This window comes from Microbispora sp. NPDC049633 (assembly GCF_040675265.1).
Classification (GTDB): Bacteria; Actinomycetota; Actinomycetes; order Streptosporangiales; family Streptosporangiaceae; genus Microbispora; species Microbispora maris.
Map to the genome: position 1 here is coordinate 1 of NZ_JBFAOO010000118.1, position 23,692 is coordinate 23,692.

A 23,692-nucleotide genomic window follows, 5' to 3' on the forward strand; every position below is an offset into this window, starting at 1 on the left:
CGTGGGAGTGGCGAACTGGGCCAGGCTCGCGGCGGCGACGGAGGACGCGGGCGCGCGCCCGGGCACCAGGACCGGCCCGGCGGACGTCTCCGGGGACGTCTCCGCGGGCGGGCGGCCGTCTCCGGATCTCTCGGTGACGGGCTCCTGCGGAGCGGCCGGCGGCCGCGCCTGGCCGATCCGCTCAGGTGTCCAGAAGGCACGCACCGCCCGTTCTTCGCCGCCCACGCTTCCCCTGACGGCGTCCCGCGGGGCCGGTCCGGCGGCCGTGGCCGCGGAGGCCGGCAGGGCGACCGCGGCCGTCAGGATCGCGGCCAGGACGGCTTTCCAACGTATGCGCATCGATGCTCATCTCTTCGCAGTGACAGACGAGCACCAGATGTAGAGAGTCGATCTTGCAGCTGAATGGTGACCAACTGGGACGCGCGCAGGCGGCACGCTCCGGGTGGGCGATCCGGCGGATTCAGTGCAGGCCGTGGTGGCGGCGGTCGTGGAGGTCGTATCCGCCGTGGCCAGGGCGCTGCCGGCGCTCCTGCCACCACTCGCTCCAGGCGAACCAGCCGCGCTTGATCGGGTCGGCCCGGGAGTCGCCGATGATCTTCACGTCGCCCATGAGCACGTACGCCGTGACCTTGACCACGGGGGCGGCCTGGCCACGCGGGGCCTCGACCACCTGGACCTTCTTGTCCCCCAGGATCGTGACGCCGGAGAGCTCGACGTCGACGCCGTCCGGCACGATGATCTTCACGTCGCCCATCACGCACGTGGCGACGATGTCCACCTCACGCCCGCGCACCTCGGCCTCGCGCAGGTCGAGGACCACGTCGCCCATCACGCAGACCGCGCCGATGCCGTCGTCGATCCGCCAGGAGCCGGTCCTCTTGGCGTCGCCCAGCACCGCCACGATCCACTTGCGCACTCTGCTTCCCCCGGCGGCCGGCGCCACAGGAGCGGAGGCGGAGACGGGGGCGGCACCCGGCAGGTCGGCGGTGACCTGGGCGAGCTCGCCGTGGGTCTGCGCCAGGTAGGCGGCCTCGGTGCGCTCGGTCAGTTCGGCGAGGGTCAGCCGTCCCTCCGCGGACGCCACTCGCAGCCGCTCCACCACGGACTCGCGTTCGGCGTCGGATGCCCGCATTCCACCCGGATCAGTCACGCCTTTACCGTATCCCGGCCGGCGCCGCTCCCCCATCCTCCTCGGGAACGATCCCGGAACCGTCCTCTGGCGCGGCGGGAGGACGATCCCTGACGACGACGCCGCCCGGGGCTGTGTGAGCATGGAAACGTGACCCGCAGCAGGTTGCTCGAGGCGATAGCGGGAGGGGACGTCTCGCGGGTGGCGGCGATGCTGCACCCGGACACCGCCGTGAACCCCGCTCAGGGAACGACGCCGCTCTACCGGGCGGCCGTCGCCGGTCACCACGACATCGTCAGGCTGCTCCTGGAGTACGGCGCCGACCCCGACCGGCCGAGCGGGGGGCACGACGAGGGCCTTCCGCTCTGCGCGGCGGCCTGCTGGGACCACGCCGAGACCGTGCAGGCGCTGCTCGACGGCGGCGCCGACCCCGACGCGGCGGAGGAGGGCGGCTGGACGGCCCTGCTGTGGGCCGCGGCCAACGGCAACCTCGAGTCGGCCGACATCCTGCTCGACGCGGGGGCCGACCCCGGCCGGGCCGACGACGACGGCGACACCCCGCTGACACTGGCCGCGATCTTCGGGGCGTACGGGATCGTCTGGTCCCTCCTCGAACACGGCGCCGACCCGTCCGCGCCCGGCTGGGACGGCGCGACCCCGCTGGAGATCGCCACGCGGCTCTCGGCGGTGGATCTCGAAGCCATGCTGCGCGAGGAGGTCTCCACGAGAGTGGAGGGCGAGCACACCGTGCTGGTGGCGCACGGCTCCGCACCGGACGGCACCCGGCGGATCACGGTCGAGGCGCGGGGCGCCGACGGCGGCTACTCGATCACCCGCCAGCGCGGCCACGCCGCCGTCGCGACGGTCCTGGAGTCGGCGCTCGGCCTGCGGCCGCCCGCGGACGTCCTGCTCAGGCGCGTGCTGCCGTACCGCGCCCTGGACGAGGACGACGAGACGTGGTGGGCGGCCGTCCACGCGCTGCAGTCCCGCCACGACGAGGAGACGTTCCTCGCGCTGGCCCGGCTGTGCGAGAGCGACGACCCGGTGGAGCGGGAGTTCGGCGTCTACGTGCTCGCGGAGTTCGGTCAGGAGACGCGGCCCGGCCGGGAGACACTGATCGGCCAGGAGACGCTGATCGGCCGGGAACCGGTGGTCGGCCAGGAACCGGGAGTCGGCCAGGAACCGGTGGTCGGCCAGGAACCGGGAGTCGCCCGGGGAGCGGGGCCCGGCCGGGACGCGGGGCGCGCCCCCTACCGGGACCGCACTCTGGCGATCCTCCGCGACATGGCCCGGCACGAGAGCGAGCCCGCGGTCGTCGAGGCGCTGCTGCACGCGTTCGGCCACCACGCCGACCAACGGGCGCTCCCCGAGGTGCTGAACATCGTCAACAGCCCGGGCCGGAAGCCGACCGTCCACGACCCCATCGCGCTCGCCGCGGTCCTGCCCCCGGACGACGAGGACGGGCTGGCCACGCTGATCCGGCTGAGCGAGTGCCCCGACGACGAGGTGCGCGACTGGGCGACGATGGGGATCGCGGGCCTGGCCGCCGACAGCACCCGAATCAGGGACGCCCTGACCACGCGCCTGGCGGACCGCGATCTGACGACGGTGGCCGAGGCCGCGCGGGGCCTGGCCGGGCGCGGGGACCGGCGCGCGCTCGACGGCATCCACCGGGTGCTGTGCGAGGCGGGGGCCGACCAGGACTACGCCCGCGATCTCGCCCTGGAGGCGGCACAGGAGCTCGGTCTGGAGATCTCGGGCGCCTGACCGGACCCGGACTCCGCCCGGTGTTTGTCCCGGCCGCCCGGAGTGTTGAGATGGAGTCCCAGCAGTACCGGACTCCCCGCATCGTGGACTTCCCGGACGGACGAGTCCCGGCATCGACCGCAGGAGGACCCAGTGACCCACGACGTGACCAACCAGGTGCCCCCGCTGACCGGCAACGACGTCTCGGCCGATCACGCGCTGCTGGAGGGGCTCGCCAGGGAAGGGGCGGACTGGGCGACCGGAGAGCTGCGTCAGCTCGGCCTGCTGGCCGGCTCGGCGAAGGCGCAGGAGTGGGGGCGGCTGGCCAACGAGCACCCGCCCGTGCTGCGCACCCACGACCGGTACGGCAACAGGATCGACGAGGTCGAGTTCCACCCGGCCTGGCACGAGCTCATGGCGGTCGCGGTCGAGAGCGGTGCGCACGCCGCGCCCTGGACGTCGGCACGGCCGGGGGCGCACGTCGCCAGGGCCGCCAAGTTCTTCACCTGGTCCCAGGTCGAGGCCGGGCACGGCTGCCCGATCTCCATGACGTACGCCGCCGTGGCCGCGCTGCGGCACTCGCCGTCGCTGCGGGCGGAGTGGGAGCCGCTGCTGGCCTCCCGGACGTACGACTTCGGGCTGCGCCCGCCGCAGGACAAGCGGGGCGTGCTGGCCGGGATGGCGATGACCGAGAAGCAGGGCGGCTCCGACGTGCGGGCCAACACCACGCGGGCCGAGCCGCTGGGCGACGGCAGCTTCGCCCTGACCGGCCACAAGTGGTTCAACTCCGCCCCGATGTGCGACGTGTTCCTGGTGCTGGCGCAGGCCCCGGGCGGGCTGTCGTGCTTCCTGCTCCCCCGTGTGCTGCCCGACGGCACCCGCAACGCGCTGCGGCTGATGCGGCTGAAGGACAAGCTCGGCAACCGGTCGAACGCCTCCGCCGAGGTCGAGTACGAGGGCGCCGTCGCCTTCCTCGTCGGCGAGGAGGGCCGTGGCGTCCGCACGATCATCGAGATGGTGAACATGACCAGGCTCGACTGCGTGATCGGCTCGGCCGCCGGCATGCGGTACGGGCTGACGCAGGCGCTCCACCACGCCCGCCACCGCACGGCGTTCGGCCGGGCCCTGGCCGAGCAGCCGCTGATGCGCTCGGTTATCGCCGACCTGGCGCTGGAGTCCGAGGCGGCGACCACGCTCATGACGCGCCTGGCGGGGGCGACCGACCGGGCGATCCGGGGCGACGCGGCCGAGGGCCTGTTCCGGCGGGCCGCGCTCGCCGCCGCCAAATACTGGGTGTGCAAGCGGGCGCCGGTCCACGCGGCCGAGGCGCTGGAGTGCCTCGGGGGCAACGGCTACGTCGAGGAGTCGCAGATGCCCCGGCTGTTCCGCGAGTCGCCGCTGAACGGCATCTGGGAGGGCTCGGGCAACGTGGCCGCGCTCGACCTCATGCGGGTGCTGGCCAGGGAGCCGGAGGCGGTCGAGGCCTTCTTCGCCGAGGTGGCGGCGGCCGAGGACAGACGGGTCGCCGACGCGGCCGAGCGGGCGCTCAAGACGCTCGCCTCCGCGGGAGAGGCCGACGCGCGCCGGGTGGCCGAGGAGATGACGCTGGTCCTGCAGGCCTCCCTGCTCGTACGGCACGCCCCCGCCGCGGTGGCCGACGCGTTCTGCGCCTCGCGACTGTCCGGCGACTGGGGGCGCGCCTTCGGCACGCTGCCGTCCGGCCTCGACCTCGATGCGATCCTCGACCGCGCGGCGCCGGCGTGAGCCGACCGGCCATGCCGGTGAGCCCGGCGCACCGGCGGCGGCGTTAAGGTCACTGTGGATAGGCTCCGCTTACTGAAGGGATATCGCCATGGCGACCACTCGTACCGCGACGACGCAGTGGAAGGGCGCGCTGCTCGACGGTTCGGGCACCGTTTCGCTCGACACCTCCGGCGTCGGCACCTTCGACGTCTCCTGGCCCTCCCGGGCCGAGCAGGCCAACGGCAAGACGAGCCCGGAGGAGCTGATCGCCGCCGCCCACTCCTCGTGCTTCTCGATGGCCCTGTCCCACGGCCTGGCCCAGGCGGGCACCCCGCCGCAGTCGCTGGAGACCCGCGCGGACGTGACCTTCCAGCCGGGTGAGGGCATCACCGGCATCGTGATCTCCGTCCGGGGACAGGTGCCCGGCCTCTCGGCCGAGGACTTCCAGCAGGCCGCCGAGACGGCCAAGGCGAACTGCCCGGTGAGCAAGGCGCTCGCCGGCACGACGATCAGCCTCAAGGCCGAGCTCGTCGGCTGAGCGTCAGCGGGAGCCCCCGCCGGACCCGGTCCGGCGGGGGCTCCCGCGTTTCCGTGCGAGAGCAGGGGTCGTCGCGGGTGCACGATTCGCCCCGGCAGTGGAGAATGAGGTTACATGCGCGAGGTTTGGCCTGGAGAGCCCTACCCGCTCGGCGCCACCTGGGATGGTGTGGGCACCAACTTCTCGGTGTTCTCGGAGGCGGCCGAGCGAGTCGAGCTGTGCCTGTACGACGACAGAGGCGGGGAGACCCGCGTCGATCTGCCCGAGGTCGACGGGTTCGTCTGGCACGGGTACGTGCCGGGAATCATGCCCGGACAGCGGTACGGCTTCCGCGTGCACGGGCCCTATCGGCCCGAGCACGGGCACCGGTGCAACCCGTCCAAGCTGCTGCTCGACCCGTACGCCAAGGCGATCGAGGGCTCGGTGCGGTGGAACCAGTCGCTGTTCTCCTACCAGTTCGCCGACCCCGCCCGGCTCAACACCGAGGACTCCGCGCCTTACATGCCGAAGAACGTGGTCGTGAACCCGTTCTTCGAATGGGGCAACGACCGGCCGCCCCGCACGCCGTACCACGAGACGGTGATCTACGAGGCGCACGTGCGCGGCCTGACCATGCGCCATCCGTCCGTCCCGGAGGAGCAGCGGGGCACCTACGCCGGGCTGGCGCACCCGGCCGTGATCGACCACCTCCTGTCGATCGGCGTCACGGCGGTCGAGCTCATGCCCGTCCACCAGTTCGTTCCCGAGCACTTCCTGGTGGCCAGAGGGCTGACCAACTACTGGGGCTACAACACGATCGCCTACATGGCGCCGCACAACACCTACGCCAGTTCCGGGCAGCGCGGGGAGCAGGTCCAGGAGTTCAAGGCGATGGTGCGCGCCCTGCACGAGGCGGGCATCGAGGTGATCCTCGACGTGGTTTACAACCACACCGCCGAGGGCGACCACATGGGCCCGACGCTGGGCTTCCGCGGCATCGACAACGTCGCCTACTACCGGCTGCGCGAGGAGGACCGCCGCTACTACCTCGACTACACCGGGTGCGGCAACTCGTTGAACGTGCGCTCGCCCCACGCGCTCCAGCTGATCATGGACTCGCTGCGCTACTGGGTGCTCGACATGCACGTGGACGGCTTCCGCTTCGACCTCGCCGCCGCCCTGGCGCGCGAGCTGCACGACGTGGACCGGCTGAGCGCGTTCTTCGACCTGATCCAGCAGGACCCGGTGATCTCGCAGGTCAAGCTGATCGCCGAGCCGTGGGACGTCGGACCCGGCGGCTACCAGGTCGGCAACTTCCCGCCGTTGTGGACCGAGTGGAACGGCAAGTACCGCGACTCCGTGCGGGACTTCTGGCGCGGCGCGTCCCAGACGCTGCCCGAGTTCGCCTCGCGCCTGGCCGGGTCGAGCGACCTGTACGCCAGCAGCGGCCGCCGCCCGGTGGCCTCGATCAACTTCGTGACCGCCCATGACGGGTTCACCCTCACCGACCTCGTCTCCTACGACCACAAGCACAACGAGGCCAACGGCGAGGGCAACCGCGACGGCACCGACGACAACCGCTCCTGGAACTGCGGAGCCGAGGGCCCGGTGGAGGACCCGGCGATCGTGCGGCTACGCCGGCGGCAGCGGCGCAACCTCCTCGCCACGCTGTTCGTGTCGCAGGGCGTGCCGATGCTGCTGGCGGGCGACGAGTTCGGCCGCACCCAGCACGGCAACAACAACGCCTACTGCCAGGACAACGAGGTCTCCTGGATCGACTGGTCGCTGCTGCGCCAGGAGGACGACCTGCTCGAGTTCGTCCGCCGCCTGGCCGCGTTACGGCGGGCGCATCCCGTCTTCCGGCGGCGCCGGTTCTTCCACGGCCGCACCGTCGGGGGCGGCAGCAGGGACATCGTCTGGCTCACGCCGTCGGGCACCGAGATGACCGACGGCGACTGGCACACGGGCTACGCGAAGTCGCTGGGGGTGTACGTTAACGGCGACGCGATCAGCGAGCCCGGCCCGCGCGGCGAGCGGATCAGGGACGAGACGTTCCTGCTGCTGATCAACGCGCACCACGAGAGCCTGACGTTCGCCCTGCCCGGCCCGGAGCTGGGGGCCGCCTGGCGTCCCGTCCTCGACACCGCCGACGAGAGCGTCCGCGACGATCCGTACGCCGAGGAGAGCCTGCCCGCCGGGGCCAAGATCTGCGTCGCCGACCGGTCCATGCGGATCCTGGTCTGCGCCGGCTGATCCCACGCGCCTCCGCGCATGGGCGGCCGGTCCCGGCCCGAGCCACTCCGTGGACCTCGGAAGGCGAGACAGGCGGGGACGAACACGGCGTTGACCCCCATAAGGGACTATCCCGCCCAGTTCGTTACCCTCGGGCGGGTGACCAGGACATCAGTGCAGGCCGGCCTGCCGCCGAAGCCCCGGGCGGCGGTGGTGCGGGACGCCCTCGGGGTGGGCACGGCCGTCGGCCTGTCCGGCTTCGCGTTCGGCGTCACCTCGGCGGGCGCGGGGATGAGCGTCGTGCAGACCTGCGTGCTGTCGCTGTTCGTGTTCACCGGGGCGTCCCAGTTCGCGCTGGTGGGCGCGCTCGGCACCGGCGGGAACCCGCTCGCCGCCGCGGCCGGGGCGCTGCTGCTCGGCGTCCGCAACGCCTTCTACGGGCTGCGGCTGTCGCAGCTGCTGGGGCTCCCCGCGGCGGTCCGTCCCCTGGCCGCGCAGTGGGTGATCGACGAGACCTCCGCCGTGGCCCTGGCCCAGCCCGACCGGCGCCTGGCCCGGCTCGGGTTCACGGTCACCGGGGCCAGCCTGTACGCCGGCTGGAACATCACCACGTTCCTGGGCGCGCTGGGCGCCTCCGCGTTGGGCGACCCGGCGGCCTGGGGGCTCGACGTCGCCGGCCCGGCCGTCTTCCTCGCCCTGCTCCTGCCCATGCTCCGGAGCCGCTCCGCGGCGCCCGATGCTGCCAAACCCGATGCGTCCGGACCCGATTCTTCCGTGCCCGATGCGTCCGGACCCGATGCTGCGGGGATCGATGCGTCCGTCCCCGCCGCCGTTCAGGACGAGCGGCCGGTCGCGAAGACGGGCCGCGCGGGCATGGGTACGGCCGGGGACACGGCCCAGGGCACGTCCAGGGGCACCGCCGGGGACACGCCCCAGGGCACGGCCGGGGGCACGGCCTTCCCGTGGCAGGAGGCGGCGGTGGCGGCGCTGGCCGTCGTGCTGGCCCTCGCCTGCGTGCCGTTCGTGCCCGCGGGCGTGCCGGTGCTGGTGGCCGTGCTCGCCGCACCGGCCGTGCTGGCCGTGTCCCGGCTCCGTGCCCGCCCCAGCGCGCGCCGCAGTGCCCGCCCCAGCGCCCGCCCCAATGCCCGCCCTAACGCCCGCCGCAGCGCCCGCCCTAACGCCCGCCGCTCGCCCCGAGGAGGACACCGATGATCTGGGCCGCGATCGTGGTCACCGCCGCCGGGTGCTACGCGGTGAAGCTGCTCGGGCTGTCGGTCCCGGCGGCGGTGCTCGAACGGCCGCTCGTACGCCGGCTGGCCACACTGGTGCCGATCGCGGCGCTGGCCGCCCTGATCGCCCTGCAGACCTTCGCCGACGGCCGCACGCTCGTCGTCGACGCCCGGGCCGCCGGGCTCGCGGCGGCGGCGGTCGCCCTGCTGCTGCGCGCGCCGTTCCTGGTGATCGTCGCGGTCGCCGTCGTCGTCACCGCCGCCGTCCGCGCCCTCACCGGCTGACCCGCCGCGCCGGCCGGGGACCGGGCCGTACGGCCGCCCGCGTGCGCGCCCGGTGCCGCGGCAGGACGGTCAGCGGGCGAGGATCTTGTCGAGGTCGTAGCTCACCGGGCGGTCGAGCTGCTCGTAGGTGCAGGACTCGGGAGTGCGGTCCGGCCGCCAGCGGCGGAACTGGGCGGTGTGGCGGAACCGGTCGCCCTCCATGTGGTCGTAGGCCACCTCGATCACCCGCTCGGGCCGCAGCGGGATGAACGACAGATCCTTCTTGGCGTTCCACCGCGACACGGCGCCGGGCAGGCGCTGGCCCTCGGCGCCGCCCGCCGCGACCTCGGCCCAGTGTCCCCACGGATGCTCGCTCAGGTCCCGCACCCGGTACGGCGCGAGCTCCTCGACGAGTTCCTCACGGCGCTTCATCGGGAACGACGCCGCGACACCCACGTGATGCAGGCGGCCGTCCGGCGAGTAGAGCCCGAGCAGCAGCGACCCGACGACCGGCCCGGACTTGTGCTCGCGGTAGCCCGCCACCACGCAGTCGGCCGTCCGCTCGTGCTTGACCTTGAACATCACGCGCTTGTCCGGCGTGTACGGCTGGTCGCCCGGCTTCGCGACGATGCCGTCGAGTCCGGCGCCCTCGAACGCGTCGAACCACTCGGCGGCCCGGCCCTCGTCCCGGGTGACCGGCGTCAGCCGCACGGACCGGCCCGCGCCCGCCAGCGCCTCCTCCAGCCGGGCCCTGCGCTCCGAGAACGGCGCCTCCATGAGGTCCTCCGTCGCGGTGGCGAGCAGGTCGAAGGCGACGAACGACGCGGGCGTGTTCTCGGCCAGCAGCCGCACCCGGGACTGCGCGGGATGGATGCGCTGCTGCAGCGCGTCGAAGTCGAGCGACTGCCCCCTGATCAGCACGATCTCGCCGTCCACGACGCACTTGGGCGGCAGCTCCCGTCTGACGGCCTCGACCAGCTCGGGGAAGTAGCGCGTGAAGGGCCGCTCGTTCCTGCTGCCCAGGAAGACCTCGTCGCCGTCCCGGAAGACGATGCAGCGGAAGCCGTCCCACTTCGGCTCGTAGTAGAGCGTGCCGTCCTGCTTCGGCAACGCCTTGACGGCCTTGGCGAGCATCGGCGTGACCGGCGGCACGACCGGCAGCTCCAGGTCGGGGATCTGCGGCTCAACCGGCGGCTTCATCCTGCGCCTCCCTGATGTATCGGCAGAAGAGGAACCCGTCCTCTTCGAGCACCTGGGCGAGGGTCAGCGGCGTGTGCGACGCGACGCCGTCCAGTATGCGCGCCGCGTCGCCGCCGGTCAGCAGCGGGCTCACGGTCAGCGCCAGCTCGTCGACCAGGCCGGCGGCGGCGAGCTGCGCGTTCACCCGGGGGCCGCCCTCGCACAGGACGCGGCCGAGCCCCCGGTCCCGCAGCTCGCCCAGGGCGGTCGCGAGATCGACCGCCTCGTCGCCCGCGACGATCACGTCGGCCCTCCCGGCCGCCTCCTCGCGCCGGTCCTTCGGCGCCGACTCCGTCGTGATCACGATCGTCCGGGCGTACGGCTCGGCCTCGGTGAACAGCGGGGCCTCGATGTCGAGGTCGAGGCGGCGGGTGACGACGGCGATGGGCGGCGCCGGGGGCCTGCCCTCCCGCAGGGCCCGCCACGACTCGCGGGGGCGGGCCGGGCGGTATCCCTCCGTGCGGACCGTCGCGGCCCCGGCCAGCACCACGTCGGCAAGGCCGCGCAGCAGCCCGAAGATCCGCTTGTCGGCCCGGCCGGACAGGCCCTCCGAATGGCCCTCCACCCAGGCCGCGCCGTCGGCGCTGGACACCATGTTGAGGCGCAGCCAGTGGTCGCGCGGGTAGGCGTAGGCGGCGGGGATGTCCGGTTCGTCCTCGGAGTAGGGGTGGATGCGGCGCACGCTTCCTACAGTGGCACACGACACCGACAAGGCCGCCCGCGACGCCCCGTCCCACGCTCGTCGCCGCGGCGGCCGCCGTCAGCCGAACGGGCCTGCCACCGTGGGCGCGGCGCCGGTGCCGCCCGCGCTCAGCAGCCGCGAAGTCACCTCGTCCAGACGCCGGGCGCGGCCGGGGTCGAAGTCCTCGCCTTCGAGAGGCAGCGGCTTGCCGCGCATGAAGGCCGTGACCGGTTCGGCGGGTGGCCGGTCCAGCAGCCGGAGGACGGGCAGGATCGCCTTCTCCACCGGCTGTGCGAAGACCCTCGCCAGCGCTTTGGTGAGGATCCGTTGATGCCGGGGCAGCGGGTCGGCCATGCTCGTCCGCACGAATCCCGGGTTGTAGAGCACGTAACGGGTGCGCGCCCCGGGGTGGCGGCGCGGGAAGTCCACGCCCAGCAGGTCGTTGCATCGCGACGACTGCATGGCGGCCCGTATGCCCTTGTAGCCCTCACGCAGTTGCAGGTCGTCCCAGTGGACGGCGCCCGGCAGGCCGCCGGGACCGGCGATGTTCACGATGACCGGCGCCCCGGCCCGTTCGAGGGCTGGGACCAGTCCGTGTCCGAGCACGTACCGGCTGAGATAGGCCAGCGCGAAGGTGAACTCGAACCCGTCCTCGGTCTCTTCCCGCCGTGGGCGAAACCGCTGGGCTCCGAAGACCACCCCGTCGACGGAATCGGTGACCGTCGCGATCTCGCCCAGGACCGCACGCATCCCCGCCAGCGTGCTGAGGTCGGCCGGCACGAAGACCGCCCGGTCCGCGCCGCCGATCCGCTCGGCCTCGGCGAGCAGCAGCCGTCCCTTGGACGCGCCGCTGGCCACAGCGATCACCCGGTCGCCCCGGCCGAGGAGCCGCAGGGCCAGCCCCTTTCCCATCCCGTCCGTGCCCCCAGTGATCACATAGGTTCGCATGGTCTCCCTCTCGGGCCGCCGTCAAGTCATCGACCGATGACTCGAACGCTAGAAGGGGCCCGGCACGTAAGTCAACATTTGATGACTTATGCTGACCGCATGAGCGAGCAGCCACCGCCGGCCCCCCGGCGCCGCGACCGCGCCGCGACCCGCGCCGCCCTCCTGGACGCCGCGCGGCTGCGGTTCTCCCGGCAGGGCTACGACGGCACCGGCATCCGCGAGATCGCCGCCGACGTGGGCGTCGACCCGGCCTTGATCCCCCGCTACTTCGGCTCGAAGAGGAAGCTGTACGCCGAGGCGGTGCGCGTGGACATACCGGCGGGCGTGACCGCCGACCCGCACCGTCCGGTCCCCCACATCGCCGACACCCTGCTGCGCGAGGTGGTCTTCGGCGGCTGGGAGAAGTTCCACGGCGAGCATCCGTTCCTGGTGATGCTGCGTTCCTCCGGCAACCCCGCCGTGCGCGAGCAGTTGCACATCCAACTGTGCGAGGGCTACCTGCGGGACTTCGCCGACCGTCTCGAAGGCCAGGACACCGCGCTGCGCGCCGAGCTGATCGGCGCGCTCCTGCTCGGCATGGGAGTGATGCGCTCGATCGTGGGCTCACCCGCGCTCAGCGAGGCCTCGTTCGAGCGGACGCGTCCCCTGGTCGCCCGGCTCGTCCGCGCACTCTCCGCCGAGTGATCAGGCGGTCCTGGCCTCCTACGGCACGTCCGAACGGCGGCCGGCGCGGTCTCCCCACCGGGGGCCCGCTGCCGCCGATGGCCGTCCCATCGCCCCCGACAGGCCGACACGGCGTCAAATGCGGCGCCCCGGCGGCTGTGCCGTTCTAATCTTTGCGCCGGTCGGACCAGGCCACGGAACGCGGCGACATTCGGGGGGCGCACATGCGGGGGCCGAGCAGGCGGGAGATGCTGGCATCGGCGTTGTGGGGCACGGCGTTGTGGGGCACGGCGGCGATGGCGCTCGGGGCGGGCGGGATGGCGGCGCACGCGGACCCGGCCCGGCCGCGGGCCCGCCCGCGAGCCGGTGACATGGCCACCCCGCGGGCCGGTGATATGACCACGCGCCCGCGAGCCGGCGACATAAGCGCCCGACGACCGGCCGGCGACATGAGCACCCGACGACCGGCCGGCGACATGAGCACCCGACGGCGGGCCGGCGACATGAGCACGGCGCAGTGGGCGGCGTTCGTCCGGGCGGTGCGCGCGCTCAAGGCGCGGGGAACCTACGACGCGCTGGTCCGGACCTACGCGGACGGCTTCGCGGCCACCCACGCCAACGGCTTCTTCCTGCCCTGGCAGCGCAGATACCTTCTGGACTTCGAGCGGGAGCTCCGGCGCGTCGATCCGGCCGTGTCCGTGCCGTACTGGGACTGGCCTCTCGACGGCCGGGCGCCGGCGCGCTCGGCGATGCTGTCGAAGAAGTATTTCGGGGGGAACGGGAACGCCGCGCGCGATCACGCCGTGCTCGACGGCGCGTTCGCGGGATGGACCGCCAAGATCCCGCGAGCTCATCCGCTCCGGCGGTCCTACGCCGACGGCGGGACGATTCCCGCGTGGGCGACCTCCGAGGTGATCGCCAACATGCTGAAAAATCCGGATTTCCAGGTGTTCAACATGCAGCTGGAGATCCACATCGGAGCGGTGCAGATGGGCATAGGAGGCGATCTGGCCCAGCCCGTCGCCCCGAACGACCCCCTGTTCTGGGCCGTCGCCTGCTTCGGCGACCTGCTCTGGCACATGTGGCGCTTCCGCCACCCCGAGGTCCCGATCCGGTCGGCCTACGGGAACGTCACCGAGGCGAGCAGGCTGCCGCGGTACGGCGACACGGTCGCGGACGTCCTGGACATCGAGAAACTGGGCTACCGCTACGACGGGGCGTGGCCGCGCGCACGCTGAACGGCGACGGGCCCCCGCCCTCCGGTGAGGGCGGGGGCCTCACGCGACCGGCCGGGTTCCCGTTCCCCGGGAACCCGGCCGGGTGCGTCACGGCCCGGCGCGTCAGGCCCTGGTGCCCGTGGTGGCGCGGGCCCGGCCGGCCGTCTGCGCGACGGTCTCCTTCTCCCTCTCCTGCGCCTGGCGTGCGGACCTGGAGAGGTCCTCCAGCTCGTGCGCGGTCTCCTCGAACTCCTGCGCGGCCTCCCGGCTCATCCTGCTGACGAGCCTGCGGCCGCGGACGGCCATGTCCTCGTACACCTCGCCGGCTTTGGCCAGGGCGTAGGGGCCGACGCCGGCGAGGGCGCAGAACGGCTTGGACATGGTGATCCTCTTGACCGGTGTTGTCACTTGGTCACTCTCCGTAAATATCGGTCTGGCGGCGGCTTCCACCTGTTGCAACCAGGGGAGAACGGCCCGCTCTCCCCGCCGGGCGCGCGGCCGGGGCCCGGCGGTCAGGAAGGCGGCGTGCCGAGGGACTGCGTCCCGGACCTGATGTTGTCGGCGGCCTGCGCCGGACTGATGTCCGCGGCCCTGGAGGCCTTCCGCAGATCCGTCCAGGTGATGTGGTCGGGATCGCCGTGGTCGTCGTCAGGCTCGCCGCAGCCGCAGCTCAGGCACATCCGGGTGTCTCCCCCCGCTCGGTCTCGTGCAAGGCGCCCCGCCCCCTGCAGCGGTGCGAGGGCGAGGCGCTCGGGTGTTCCAGGTTCGTCCGTTTGCGGTCTTGCCCGGGGACGAGCGCCCGCTCCCCCGTCGGCGAGCGCTCGCCAGGACCATCCCCGCACCCGCCTCCAGGGACACCGGGCGGGAATGCAAGAGCCGATCAAGAGCGGAGACAGGCGGACAAAAGCCAGCATCGTGCCGGCACACGGCACGGAGGGGTCACCCGGCCGCGTCCTCACCTCCGGCCGGCCTGGCCTTGCTGGGCTGGACCCGCCTCGGCTCGCCGGGCATCTTCGGGTAGTTCGGCGGGTACGGCATGTCGCCCCGTTCGTCGGCGTCGTACCACTCCAGCAGCGTGCCGATGTCGCAGGCCCGATCGTCGATCGCCCGCTGCACGTCGCCCAGCTTGGCGAACCGCTCCGGCATCGTCCTGATGTCGAAGTCGCGCGGGTCGCAGTCGGCCAGCTCCTCCCACGTCACGGGCGCGGAGACCCGCGCGTCGGGCCGCGCGCGGACCGAGTAGGCGGCCACCACCGTGCGGTCGCGGGCGTTCTGGTTGTAGTCGATGAAGATCTTCTCCCCCCGCTCCTCCTTCCACCAGGCGCTCGTCGCGAGAGGCGAGCGCCGCTCGACCTCGCGGGCGAAGGCGATGGCGGCGTACCGCACCTCGGTGAAGGTCCAGCGGGGCTCGATGCGCACGTTCACGTGGATGCCCCGGCTGCCCGAGGTCTTCGGGAAGCCCGTCATGCCCAGCTCGTCGAGGATCTCCCTGGCCGTGAAGGCCACCGCACGGGCCTGCTCGAACGAGGTGCCGGGCTGCGGGTCGATGTCGATGCGCAGCTCGTCGGGATGGTCGAGGTCGGCCCGGCGCGCGTGCCAGGGATGGAAGTCGATCGTGCCGAGGTTGGCGCACCACGCGATGGCCGCCACCTCCGTCGGGCAGAACGCGTCGGCCGTGCGCCCGCTGGGGAAGCGCACCGTGACGGTCTCGATCCAGTCGGGATGCCGGGGCATCCGCTTCTGGTAGATCGCGTCGGTGCCGACGCCGTCGGGGTGCCGCTTGAGGTAGGTCGGCCGTTCCCGCAGGGCGCGCAGCACGCCGCCCCCCACGCTCACGTAGTACTCCACCAGGTCGCGCTTGGTGGCGCCGATCTCCGGGAAGTAGACCTTGTCCGGGTTGGTGACCTTGACCGTGCGGCCACCCACCTCTATCTCGATGTACGGCGAAGCCATGGACCGACCCTATAGGGAGGAGGGGGTCCGTCCCGGGCTGCCGACGGCGGCCGGACCGGGCGCTCCCACGGCCGCGCCCTACCGGCGCAGGCGCGTGGTCGCGTACGGCGCGCTCGCGTTCGGCTGCGCCGTACGCGACGGGACGGACCACGACGGCCGCCCGTGGGCGGCCTCCTCTCACCGTCCGGCGGCGTCCAGCACGGGTCGGGTGCTTCGCCGCCCTGACGGCGGTGCGGGCGACCGCCCCCGCGGGTGCGGCGATCAGCCCCTCGTCAGTGAAGACGCCGGAAGACCGGGGAAAGGATGCCTCGCACCGTGAACATCTGCCGGGAAGATCCCTGGCCGTCGCGGGGTTCCTCAGTTCGTAATCCCCGCGAGGGGCCACAGAAGGCAGGGTGGTGAGCTATGGAGAAGATCGTCAAGAGCGACGCCGAGTGGCGCGCGCGGCTTTCCCCCGAGGAGTACCGGGTCCTCCGGCAGGCGGGGACGGAGCGTCCGTTCAGCGGCGAGTACGTCGACACCAAGACCGTCGGCGTCTACTCCTGCCGCGCGTGCGGGGCGGAGTTGTTCCGGTCGGAGACCAAGTTCGAGTCGCACTGCGGCTGGCCGTCGTTCTACGAGCCGTCCGAGTCGGACGCCGTCACGCTGCACGAGGACGACTCGCTCGGCATGCGCCGGGTGGAGGTCCGCTGTGCCCGCTGCGACTCGCACCTCGGGCACGTGTTTTACGGCGAGGGCTACCCCACGCCGACGGACGACCGGTACTGCATCAACTCCGTGTGCCTGACCCTGCGGCCGGCCGACTGACCATCACTTGGGCTTGGGGTAGGTGACCCGGCAGTCGTCGTCGTCCGGCCCGAGGACGTTGGCGAGGACGGGATTGCCGTTCTCGCCGAACCGGGACTGGACGAACACGACGGGGTTGGCCTCCCCCCGCTCGGCCAGGTACTCCAGGCCGCGCTTGCACAGGGTGATCGCGGTCTTGGAGTTGTCGGCGTTCTCCGGCAGGTTCGTGTAGATGCGCAGGTAGCCGCCCTCTGTGCGGATGTCCTTGACCCGCTTGGCCGTCTTGTCGTTCCACCTGCTGCGGAAGTAGGCCTCGGCCTTCGTGTCGGTGTACTTCGACGGTCCCGAGGCCTTGTGCTCGGCCGCCTTTTTTTCCTTCTTCTCCCGCTTGGCGTCGGCCTTCTCGCCGGTGTCGACGCTCGCGACGGTCAGCTCCCCCACCGGGGATGCCTGCGGCGCGGGCGCGGCGACCGCGCGCTGGGGTGGAGCCGCGTCGGACCGGGACAACGGCCAGGCGATCGCGGCGGCCCCGACGGCGAAGGCGGTCACCCCCAGCGACACCTCGACGACGTGCGAACGGGCCCGCCTCTTGCGGCGGCGCCCCCTGGAACGTGCCAGCCCGCTTGCCACTCTGCCTCACATAGACGTCGATCCTTCGTCACAGTATGGCAAAGACTTCCGGCAGCCAAGACCGTTTCCGACGCTTCGCGCACGGTCCACCAGAATGTCCCTTCTGAACGGGTCGGTTGTCGACGCCGTTCGGAGGGGGGCGCGTGCGGGCCGTCATGTCCTGGCTCGTGTTCGGGCTGGCCTGCGTCGTAATCCCGGCAGGCGGGGCGCTGGGCGGCGCCGACCCCGTGGACGCGGCGGTCGCTGCTCGGCTTCACCCCGCTCGGCGCCTACCTCCTGTCCCGCCGCGAGGGCGGGGCGGTGGGGCCGTGCTGCCTGGTGACCGTGCTCGGCGCCGTCGCCTACTTCGCCGACTCCTACTCCGCACGTCCCGGCCTGCCGGGCGCCCGCTGGGCCGCCTGGGTGGGCACGTGGACCTGGGCCCCCGCCCTGCTGACCGTGGGCGGCGTCCTGCTGCTGCTCGTGCCGGACGGCCGCCTGCCCGGGCGGGCCTGGCGGCCGGTGGCCCTGCCGGCCTGCGTCGGCGTGGCGATGCTCCGCCACGACCTGTACGGGACCGGTCCGTGGCTGCGCCGCGCGCTGACCCTGGGGCTGCTGGCGGGCGCGCTGGCCCTGCTGTGCTTCGCGGTCGACGGCCTCACCGGGGCGCACGTCGCCGCCGCGGCGGCCGTGGCGGTCGCGGTCGAGCCGCTGCACCGCTGGCTGCGCCGGGCCTCCGGCCGCATCCTGTACGGCGGCGGGCCCGACCCCGAGGCCGTCCACGCCCGGCTGGGCGCCCGCCTGGCCGCGACCTCGGAGCCCGGGGAGATCCTGTCCGCCGTCGCCGACGCCGCGGCCGAGGCGACCCGGGCCCCGTACGTGCGGGCCGAGCTGGGCGCGCCGGGCGAGCCGCTCAAGGTCCTCGAGCGGGGAACGCCCGCCCCTCTCGGCGTGTCGGTACCGCTGCGCTTCCAGGACGAGATCCTCGGCGCCCTGAGCGCGTCGGGAGGCGACGCACGGGTGCTCGCCCCGCTCGCGTCGCACGCGGGGGCCGCGCTCGCCGCCGCCCACCGCGCGGCGGCGCTGCAGCGCTCGCGGACGCTGCTCGTCACGGCCAGGGAGGAGGAGCGGCGGCGGATCAGCAGGGACCTGCACGACGGGCTGGGCGCCTTCCTCGCGGGCATCGGCTTCACCGTGGACGCCGCGGGCAACGCGCTCAAGGCCGACCCGGATCGGGCCCGCGGCCTGCTGACCCAGATCAGGAGCCAGGTCGCCGAGGCCGGCGCGGGCGTACGCCGCCTGGTCCGGGGGCTGAGGCCGCCCGAGCTGGCCCAGCTTGGCCTGGCCGGCGCCGTGGAGCACACCGCGGCGACGCTGGGCGACGGCGGGGTCGAGATCGAGATCACCGCGGAGGACGTGGGCGGCCTGCCCGCCGCCGTGGAGGTCACGGCCTACCTGGTGGCCCGCGAGGCGCTCACGAACGCGGTGCGCCACGGCGCGCCCCGCCGCTGCGCCGTACGGCTGGGCCGGGTGGCGTGCGGGTTCGAGCTGAGCGTCCGCGGCGACGGGCGCTGGACTCGGGCCGCAGGCCGTCCCGGGAGTCGGCCTGACCTCGATGCGGGAGCGGGTGGAGGAGCTGGACGGAAAGCTGACGATCGACGCCGCTCCGGGCGGCGGAACGGTGGTGACCGCGTGGATTCCCCTGTGATCAGGCTGCTCGTCGTCGACGACCACCCCGTGGTCCGTGACGGCCTCGGGGCGCTGATGTCGACCGTGGAGGGCATCGAGGTCGTCGCGGTGGCCGAGGACGGCCGCCGGGCGCTCGCGGCCGTCCATGAGCACTCCCCCGACGTCGTGCTGATGGACATCGCGATGCCGGAGATGGACGGCATCGAGGCGACCCGGCGCCTGTCCGTCGGGCCCCGCCCGCCCAGCGTGATCATGCTCACGATGTCGGACGACGACCTGTCGCTGCTGGCGGCCGTCCGCGCGGGGGCGAGGCGTTATCTGCTCAAGAACGCCGCCCAGGACGACGTGGTCGCCGCGGTGCGCGCGGCGGCCCGGGGCCAGGCCGTCTTCGGGACCGGCGCGGCCGAGGCCGTGATCAAGCTCCTGCACGCGCCGCCCCGGGTGTCCGCGCGGCCGTTCCCCCCACGCTCACCGAGCGGGAGTACGAGATCCTCGAACTCGTCGCGCGGGGCCTGGGCAACCAGGCGATCACGGCGTGTCTGGGCGTCAGCCCGAAGACCATTGCCAACGCCGTGTCCGGCGTCCTGGTCGAACTCGGCGTACGCGATCGCGCCGAGGCGGTCGCCGCCGCGCGGGCGGCGGGACTAGCGACGGGCTGAGAACGTCATGGACGCCACCGCGTCGCCCCGCACTCCCGCCACCGCACATGATCGAGCCGCGCGTCCGGACGACCCGGCGGGCGGGAGGCCCGCCGTCGCCTCGGTCGTCGCCGCGCCGCTCGTGGCCGTCGCGGCGTCGCTGACGCTCGGCGTGACACAGATCCTGCACACGCAGACGGTGCCGTTCGCCTCGGCGGCCGACTACGTCGCCGAGGGCGCCTACGCCCTCTACCTGGTCGCGGCGATCGGGGCCGTCCTGGCCCGGCGCCGCGTCCACCGCCCGGCGCCGGGCTGGGGGCGGACCGGCGACGCCGGGGCGCTGCTGTACGGCCTCGGCCACGCGGTCGTGGCGGTCCCGGTGACCGCCACCTTCGTCCTCGCCGTGAACCCGCCGGACCCGCTCGGCGCGCTGTACGCGCCGGGGATCGTGCTGTGGCTGGCCGGCCTGGTCCCGCTCGCGGTCGCCGTCGTCCTCCCGGCGACGCTGCCGCTGGCGATGGCCCTGGGCGCGGCGGGGCCCCTGGTCGAGGCCCTGACCTGGGCCGTCCTGGCGGTCGCGATCGTCAGGGCAGCGCGGCGACGAGCTCGCTGACCGGCTTGCGGGTGCCCGTGTAGAAGGGGATCTCGATCCTGGTGTGCCGCCTCGCCTCGGCTCCGCGCAGGTGGCGCATCAGGTCGACGATGCGGTGCAGCTCGTCGGCTTCGAAGGCCAGCATCCACTCGTAGTCGTTGAGCGCGAAGCAGGCGACCGTGTTGGACCGCACGTCGGGGTAGTCGCGGGCCATCTTCCCGTGCTCGGCGAGCATCCTGCGGCGGTCGGAGTCCTCCAGCAGGTACCACTCCAGCGACCGTACGAAGGGGTAGACGCAGACGAAGCCCCTGGGCTCCTCCTCGGCGAGGAAGGCCGGGATGTGGGACTTGTTGAACTCGGCCGGGCGGTGCAGGGCCATGGCCGACCAGACCGGCTCGCTCGCGCGGCCGAGCGTGGTGCGGCGGAAGCGGGTGTAGGTCTCCTGCAGGTCCTCGGGCGAGGGGGCGTGCCACCAGAACATGAAGTCGGCGTCGGCGCGGAACCCGGCGACGTCGTAGCAGCCGCGGGTCGTCACGTCCTTGCCCGCCGCCTGCGCGAGCAGTTCCTCGACCTCGTCGGCCACGCCGTCGCGGGCGACGGGAAGCTGGTCGCGCAGCCGGAAGACCGACCACATGGTGTATCGGATGACCAGGTTGAGATCGCGTGCCTTGGGCCGCGGGGCAGGCTCCGTCATGCCTCCATTCTGCCGGTACGACGTGGTGGTCCGGCCGCCGGGTGCCTTCCGGGAATACGCACCGGCGGCCGGGGGCCGGACGTGCGGTCAGGCGTCGGAGGCCGCCGCCCGGTCGCTCCGCAGGTGCTCCACGACGAGCTTGGCGGCGGTGCGGGCGGTCGCGACGCACGCCGGGATGCCGAGCCCCTCGTACGCCGCGCCGCAGACGGCGAGGCCGGGCTGCCCGGCGATCGCGGCGCGCACCCGGGCGATCCGGTCGAGGTGGCCGACGTCGTACTGCGGGAGCCCGCCGCCCCAGCGGGTGACCCGGGTGTCCAGCGGCAGGCCCCGCACGCCCATGATCTCGGCCATCTCGTTCATCGCCAGGGCGGTCAGCTCGGCGTCGTCGCGCTGGAGCACAAGCTCCTCGCCCAGGCGGCCGACCGAGCACCGCACGATCACGACGTTGCGGTCGGCCTCGGCCAGGTGCGGCCATTTGACGCTGCTGAACGTCGCGGCCTTGACCGGCCTGCCCTCGACCGGCGGCACGAGGTAGCCGCTGCCCTCCGGCGGCTCGGGAAAGGCGCTGCGGGGATAGGCGAGAGTGATGATCGCCATGCTGGCGTACTCGATCCCGGCCAGTTCGGCCGCCGCCTTCGGCACCTCACGCCGGAGCAGGCGGGAGGCGGGCCGCGCGGGGACCGCCAGGACGACGGCGTCGGCGTCGATCACCTCCTCGTCCCGGGTGGGCCCGGTGACCAGCCGCCACCCGTCCGGCGTCCGGATCAGGTCGCGTACGGTGACGCCGGTGCGGATCTGCGCGCCCGACTCCTTCGCGACGGCGGCGGGCAGCGACCCCAGGCCGTTCCTGAGCGTGGTGAACACCGGCCCGGCGTCCGCGGGCGCCTCCGCGGCGATGCTCCTGGCCGCCTGCAGCAGCGACCGCTCGGTGCGGGCGGCGGCGGCGATCCGCGGCATGGTCGCGTCCAGGGACAGCATGTCGGCTCGGCCCGCGTACACGCCGCCGAGCAGCGGCTCGACCAGCCGGTCGACGACCTCGCCGCCCATCCGGGCCCGGATGTAGGCCGCGACGGAGACGTCGCCGGTCACGAGTGTGGGCGGCAGGAACTGGTCGAGGGGCACCCGGGCGAGCCCGGCCGGCGACAGGACGCCCGAGCGCGCGAGGGCGACCACGTCCGAGGGGACGCCCATCACCTGTTGCCGGGGCAGCGGGCGCAGCGACCCGCGCGACAGGACCGCGGCTCGCGTCGTGCCCGGGTCGACCAGGTCGTCGCCGAGGCCGGCCAGCCGGGCCAGCTCCTTGCCCTCGGGCCGCCGCGCCAGCATCGACTCGGCGCCCGCGTCGACCTCCACCCCCGCCACCTGTGAGGCGTACAGCTTGCCGCCGACCCTCGGCGCCGCCTCCAGCACTGTGATCCGCAGACCGGCGTCGGCCCGGTTCAGGTGCAGCGCCGCGGCCAGACCCGCGATGCCCCCGCCGACGACGATCACATGACGACCCGTAATCCCGTCCATGGGGAAAAACTATCGGCCCGTACGCGCGGCTCCCGCATCGGCGCGGGGCGTGTCCGCCACGAAGCGGGAACCTCGCCGCCACAGAAAGAGCACAGATAGTCACCCATTGGAACAACGCCCGACAAAGCGGTCGGGAAGGCAAGATTCTCAGAAACTTTTCACCTGTAGGGCAAAAAGTAAGGGTTTGCTGTAATAAAGTTGATGTCGTCGGAGCAGAAGTAGAGTCACTTCTGGCACGCACCCCGAATTCCCCGACCCGAAGAGCGGCGTGAAGCGAATGACGGCTCGCCCCGAGAACCCGCACCAGGCGCGGCTCCTGCGCCTCCTGCGTCAGGACGGCGCGCGCTCACGCGCCGAACTCGGCGAGGTGGCCCGTCTGTCACCGTCGAAGCTCGCACTCGAGCTCGACCGGCTCACCAAGCTGAATCTCCTCGAAACCGGCGGCCTCGCGGCCTCGCGTGGCGGGCGGCGGTCGGGCATCGTGCGGATCGCCTCGCACCTGCGCTTCGTCGGCATCGACATCGGCGCCACGTCCATCGACGTCGGGGTGACGAACGGCGAGCTTGAAGTGCTCGGCCACCTGTCGAAGCCGGCGGACGTGCGGGACGGCCCCGAGGCGGTGCTGGAGCAGGCCCTCGAACTCGTCGGCAAGCTGCGCACCGGCGAGACGACCGAGATCCACGGCGTCGGAATCGGCGTGCCCGGCCCGGTGAGCTTCCTCGACAGGACGCCCGTCTCGCCCCCGATCATGCCGGGCTGGGACCGCTTTCCCGTTCGGGAGACGCTGAGCCGGGAGTTCGGCTGCCCGGTGCTCGTGGACAACGACGTGAACATCATGGCGCTCGGCGAGCTGCACGCCGGGCTCGCCAGGGCCGTCGGCGACTTCCTGCTCGTGAAGATCGGCACCGGCGTCGGCTGCGGCATCGTGGTCGACGGCGAGATCTACCGCGGGGTGACCGGCAGCGCCGGCGACATCGGCCACATCCGGGTGTCGGACGACGGCCCCCTGTGCACGTGCGGCAACACCGGCTGTCTCGAGGCCTACTTCGGTGGCGCGGCGCTGGCCCGCGACGCCCTGGCCGCGGCGGAGTCGGGCGAGTCCCCCTTCCTCGCGGAGCGGCTCACGCACGAGGGCACGCTGACGGCCGAGGACGTCGCCGCGGCCGCCGGCTCGGGCGACGCCGCCGCCGTACGGATGATTCGCGAGGGCGGCCGGCACGTGGGCCTCGTGCTCGCGTCCCTCGTGAGCTTCTTCAACCCCGGCCTGGTGATCATCGGAGGCGGGGTCGCCGGTCTGGGCCACGCGCTGCTCGCGGAGATCCGCAGCGTCGTCTACCAGCGCTCGCTGCCGCTGGCGACCGGAAACCTGCCCATCGTCTTGTCCGAGCTGGGCGACACGGCCGGGATCATCGGGGCCACCCGCCTGATCAGCGACCACGTCTTCTCCGCCGAGTGAGCCGCGCGGCACCGCGTGCCGCGCCCCCTCCGGACGCCGACCGGCCGCCGGCCCCTCCCCGGGGCGGCGCGCGGGCCCCGGGGTGGGGTGAGGCCCTAAGCAGCAGGGTAAGGAGGGCCCAAACCACCGGCGGCGGGGTCAGAAAAGGAAA

22 protein-coding genes and 2 pseudogenes are annotated in these 23,692 nt (G+C 73.2%); 13 read left to right on the forward strand and 11 right to left on the reverse strand.

What is annotated here, in order from left to right; translation table 11 throughout:
• Window positions 1-339, reverse strand: a pseudogene (locus tag AB0J39_RS26105) (hypothetical protein); the annotation flags it as partial.
• A 121-nt stretch (window positions 340-460) separates the two neighbouring features.
• Window positions 461-1,150 (reverse strand): DUF1707 domain-containing protein, encoded by a 690-nt coding sequence (locus AB0J39_RS26110; protein ID WP_363469078.1) that lies wholly within the window; start codon window positions 1,148-1,150, stop codon window positions 461-463.
• A gap of 129 nt (window positions 1,151-1,279) precedes the next feature.
• Here AB0J39_RS26110 and AB0J39_RS26115 point away from each other — a divergent pair, with 129 nt between their 5' ends.
• From AB0J39_RS26115 to AB0J39_RS26140, 6 genes are all read left to right on the forward strand, one after another.
• On the forward strand, window positions 1,280-2,896 hold the full coding sequence (locus AB0J39_RS26115; RefSeq protein WP_363469079.1) for an ankyrin repeat domain-containing protein: 1,617 nt from the start codon (window positions 1,280-1,282) through the stop codon (window positions 2,894-2,896).
• 132 nt (window positions 2,897-3,028) lie between these two features.
• Complete coding sequence (locus AB0J39_RS26120) at window positions 3,029-4,639, forward strand: isovaleryl-CoA dehydrogenase (RefSeq protein WP_363469081.1); 1,611 nt, start codon at window positions 3,029-3,031, stop codon at window positions 4,637-4,639.
• 88 nt (window positions 4,640-4,727) lie between these two features.
• Entirely contained in the window at window positions 4,728-5,156 is a 429-nt protein-coding gene (locus AB0J39_RS26125) for an OsmC family protein (RefSeq protein ID WP_363469083.1), read from the forward strand.
• A gap of 114 nt (window positions 5,157-5,270) precedes the next feature.
• Window positions 5,271-7,388 (forward strand): glycogen debranching protein GlgX, encoded by a 2,118-nt coding sequence (gene glgX / locus AB0J39_RS26130; protein WP_363469084.1) that lies wholly within the window; start codon window positions 5,271-5,273, stop codon window positions 7,386-7,388.
• 138 nt (window positions 7,389-7,526) lie between these two features.
• A complete protein-coding gene (locus AB0J39_RS26135) occupies window positions 7,527-8,579 on the forward strand; it encodes an AzlC family ABC transporter permease (RefSeq protein WP_363469086.1) in 1,053 nt (350 codons plus the stop codon).
• Complete coding sequence (locus tag AB0J39_RS26140; protein WP_363469088.1) at window positions 8,576-8,881, forward strand: AzlD domain-containing protein; 306 nt, start codon at window positions 8,576-8,578, stop codon at window positions 8,879-8,881. Before AB0J39_RS26135 ends, AB0J39_RS26140 begins: the two co-directional genes overlap by 4 nt.
• 69 nt (window positions 8,882-8,950) lie before the next feature.
• Here the strand turns inward: AB0J39_RS26140 and AB0J39_RS26145 are convergent, their stop codons facing one another.
• From AB0J39_RS26145 to AB0J39_RS26155, 3 genes are all read right to left on the reverse strand, one after another.
• Entirely contained in the window at window positions 8,951-10,027 is a 1,077-nt protein-coding gene (locus AB0J39_RS26145) for an ATP-dependent DNA ligase (protein ID WP_363469115.1), read from the reverse strand.
• A gap of 16 nt (window positions 10,028-10,043) precedes the next feature.
• Entirely contained in the window at window positions 10,044-10,781 is a 738-nt protein-coding gene (locus AB0J39_RS26150; protein ID WP_363469090.1) for a pyrimidine reductase family protein, read from the reverse strand.
• Window positions 10,782-10,859: 78 nt separating this feature from the next.
• Complete coding sequence (locus AB0J39_RS26155) at window positions 10,860-11,729, reverse strand: SDR family NAD(P)-dependent oxidoreductase (protein WP_363469092.1); 870 nt, start codon at window positions 11,727-11,729, stop codon at window positions 10,860-10,862.
• 99 nt (window positions 11,730-11,828) lie between these two features.
• Between AB0J39_RS26155 and AB0J39_RS26160 the strand changes: the two genes are divergently transcribed.
• Both AB0J39_RS26160 and AB0J39_RS26165 read left to right on the forward strand, forming a co-directional pair.
• On the forward strand, window positions 11,829-12,413 hold the full coding sequence (locus AB0J39_RS26160; protein ID WP_363469094.1) for a TetR family transcriptional regulator: 585 nt from the start codon (window positions 11,829-11,831) through the stop codon (window positions 12,411-12,413).
• A 455-nt stretch (window positions 12,414-12,868) separates the two neighbouring features.
• The gene (locus AB0J39_RS26165; RefSeq protein WP_363469096.1) at window positions 12,869-13,630 is read left to right on the forward strand and encodes a tyrosinase family protein; all 762 of its coding nucleotides are present in this window, start codon (window positions 12,869-12,871) and stop codon (window positions 13,628-13,630) included.
• A gap of 102 nt (window positions 13,631-13,732) precedes the next feature.
• Here AB0J39_RS26165 and AB0J39_RS26170 read toward each other — a convergent pair whose 3' ends face one another.
• From AB0J39_RS26170 to ligD, 3 genes are all read right to left on the reverse strand, one after another.
• Complete coding sequence (locus AB0J39_RS26170; RefSeq protein WP_363469098.1) at window positions 13,733-14,017, reverse strand: hypothetical protein; 285 nt, start codon at window positions 14,015-14,017, stop codon at window positions 13,733-13,735.
• A gap of 104 nt (window positions 14,018-14,121) precedes the next feature.
• Window positions 14,122-14,289 carry a hypothetical protein gene (locus AB0J39_RS26175; RefSeq protein ID WP_363469100.1) on the reverse strand — a complete coding sequence of 56 codons (168 nt, stop codon included), beginning with the start codon at window positions 14,287-14,289 and terminating at the stop codon, window positions 14,122-14,124.
• A gap of 259 nt (window positions 14,290-14,548) precedes the next feature.
• Window positions 14,549-15,562 carry a non-homologous end-joining DNA ligase gene (gene ligD, locus AB0J39_RS26180; protein WP_363469102.1) on the reverse strand — a complete coding sequence of 338 codons (1,014 nt, stop codon included), beginning with the start codon at window positions 15,560-15,562 and terminating at the stop codon, window positions 14,549-14,551.
• 405 nt (window positions 15,563-15,967) lie between these two features.
• Here ligD and msrB point away from each other — a divergent pair, with 405 nt between their 5' ends.
• Window positions 15,968-16,369 (forward strand): peptide-methionine (R)-S-oxide reductase MsrB, encoded by a 402-nt coding sequence (gene msrB, locus AB0J39_RS26185; protein WP_363469104.1) that lies wholly within the window; start codon window positions 15,968-15,970, stop codon window positions 16,367-16,369.
• Window positions 16,370-16,372: 3 nt separating this feature from the next.
• On the opposite strand, the gene AB0J39_RS26190 is transcribed toward msrB, so the two are convergent.
• A complete protein-coding gene (locus AB0J39_RS26190) occupies window positions 16,373-16,978 on the reverse strand; it encodes a hypothetical protein (RefSeq protein WP_363469106.1) in 606 nt (201 codons plus the stop codon).
• 531 nt (window positions 16,979-17,509) lie between these two features.
• On the opposite strand from AB0J39_RS26190, the pseudogene AB0J39_RS26195 reads away from it, so the two are divergent.
• The 3 genes and pseudogenes from AB0J39_RS26195 to AB0J39_RS26205 form a co-directional block, all read left to right on the forward strand.
• A pseudogene (locus AB0J39_RS26195) lies at window positions 17,510-18,949 on the forward strand (response regulator); the annotation flags it as partial.
• A 209-nt stretch (window positions 18,950-19,158) separates the two neighbouring features.
• Window positions 19,159-19,305 carry a hypothetical protein gene (locus tag AB0J39_RS26200; protein ID WP_363469117.1) on the forward strand — a complete coding sequence of 49 codons (147 nt, stop codon included), beginning with the start codon at window positions 19,159-19,161 and terminating at the stop codon, window positions 19,303-19,305.
• 7 nt (window positions 19,306-19,312) lie between these two features.
• Window positions 19,313-19,897 (forward strand): hypothetical protein, encoded by a 585-nt coding sequence (locus AB0J39_RS26205; protein ID WP_363469107.1) that lies wholly within the window; start codon window positions 19,313-19,315, stop codon window positions 19,895-19,897.
• Here AB0J39_RS26205 and hemQ read toward each other — a convergent pair.
• Window positions 19,869-20,570 (reverse strand): hydrogen peroxide-dependent heme synthase, encoded by a 702-nt coding sequence (hemQ, locus tag AB0J39_RS26210; protein WP_363469109.1) that lies wholly within the window; start codon window positions 20,568-20,570, stop codon window positions 19,869-19,871. The genes AB0J39_RS26205 and hemQ overlap by 29 nt on opposite strands.
• Before the next feature lie 87 nt (window positions 20,571-20,657).
• Window positions 20,658-22,085: a protoporphyrinogen oxidase gene (hemG, locus tag AB0J39_RS26215; protein ID WP_363469111.1), complete on the reverse strand. Its 1,428-nt coding sequence runs from the start codon at window positions 22,083-22,085 to the stop codon at window positions 20,658-20,660.
• Between the two features lie 277 nt (window positions 22,086-22,362).
• Between hemG and AB0J39_RS26220 the strand changes: the two genes are divergently transcribed.
• On the forward strand, window positions 22,363-23,541 hold the full coding sequence (locus tag AB0J39_RS26220; RefSeq protein WP_363469113.1) for an ROK family protein: 1,179 nt from the start codon (window positions 22,363-22,365) through the stop codon (window positions 23,539-23,541).
• Window positions 23,542-23,692 lie beyond the last annotated feature (151 nt).

Coding starts and splice junctions, on each gene's coding strand:
- AB0J39_RS26140 (WP_363469088.1), top strand. CDS start 8,576: ATGATCTGGGCCGCGATCGTGGTCACCGCCGCCGGGTGCTACGCGGTG.
- hemQ (WP_363469109.1), bottom strand. CDS start 20,570: ATGACGGAGCCTGCCCCGCGGCCCAAGGCACGCGATCTCAACCTGGTC.
- hemG (WP_363469111.1), bottom strand. CDS start 22,085: ATGGACGGGATTACGGGTCGTCATGTGATCGTCGTCGGCGGGGGCATC.
- AB0J39_RS26155 (WP_363469092.1), bottom strand. CDS start 11,729: ATGCGAACCTATGTGATCACTGGGGGCACGGACGGGATGGGAAAGGGG.
- AB0J39_RS26220 (WP_363469113.1), top strand. CDS start 22,363: ATGACGGCTCGCCCCGAGAACCCGCACCAGGCGCGGCTCCTGCGCCTC.
- AB0J39_RS26125 (WP_363469083.1), top strand. CDS start 4,728: ATGGCGACCACTCGTACCGCGACGACGCAGTGGAAGGGCGCGCTGCTC.
- ligD (WP_363469102.1), bottom strand. CDS start 15,562: ATGGCTTCGCCGTACATCGAGATAGAGGTGGGTGGCCGCACGGTCAAG.
- AB0J39_RS26160 (WP_363469094.1), top strand. CDS start 11,829: ATGAGCGAGCAGCCACCGCCGGCCCCCCGGCGCCGCGACCGCGCCGCG.
- AB0J39_RS26205 (WP_363469107.1), top strand. CDS start 19,313: ATGGACGCCACCGCGTCGCCCCGCACTCCCGCCACCGCACATGATCGA.
- AB0J39_RS26175 (WP_363469100.1), bottom strand. CDS start 14,289: ATGTGCCTGAGCTGCGGCTGCGGCGAGCCTGACGACGACCACGGCGAT.
- AB0J39_RS26165 (WP_363469096.1), top strand. CDS start 12,869: ATGAGCACCCGACGGCGGGCCGGCGACATGAGCACGGCGCAGTGGGCG.
- glgX (WP_363469084.1), top strand. CDS start 5,271: ATGCGCGAGGTTTGGCCTGGAGAGCCCTACCCGCTCGGCGCCACCTGG.
- msrB (WP_363469104.1), top strand. CDS start 15,968: ATGGAGAAGATCGTCAAGAGCGACGCCGAGTGGCGCGCGCGGCTTTCC.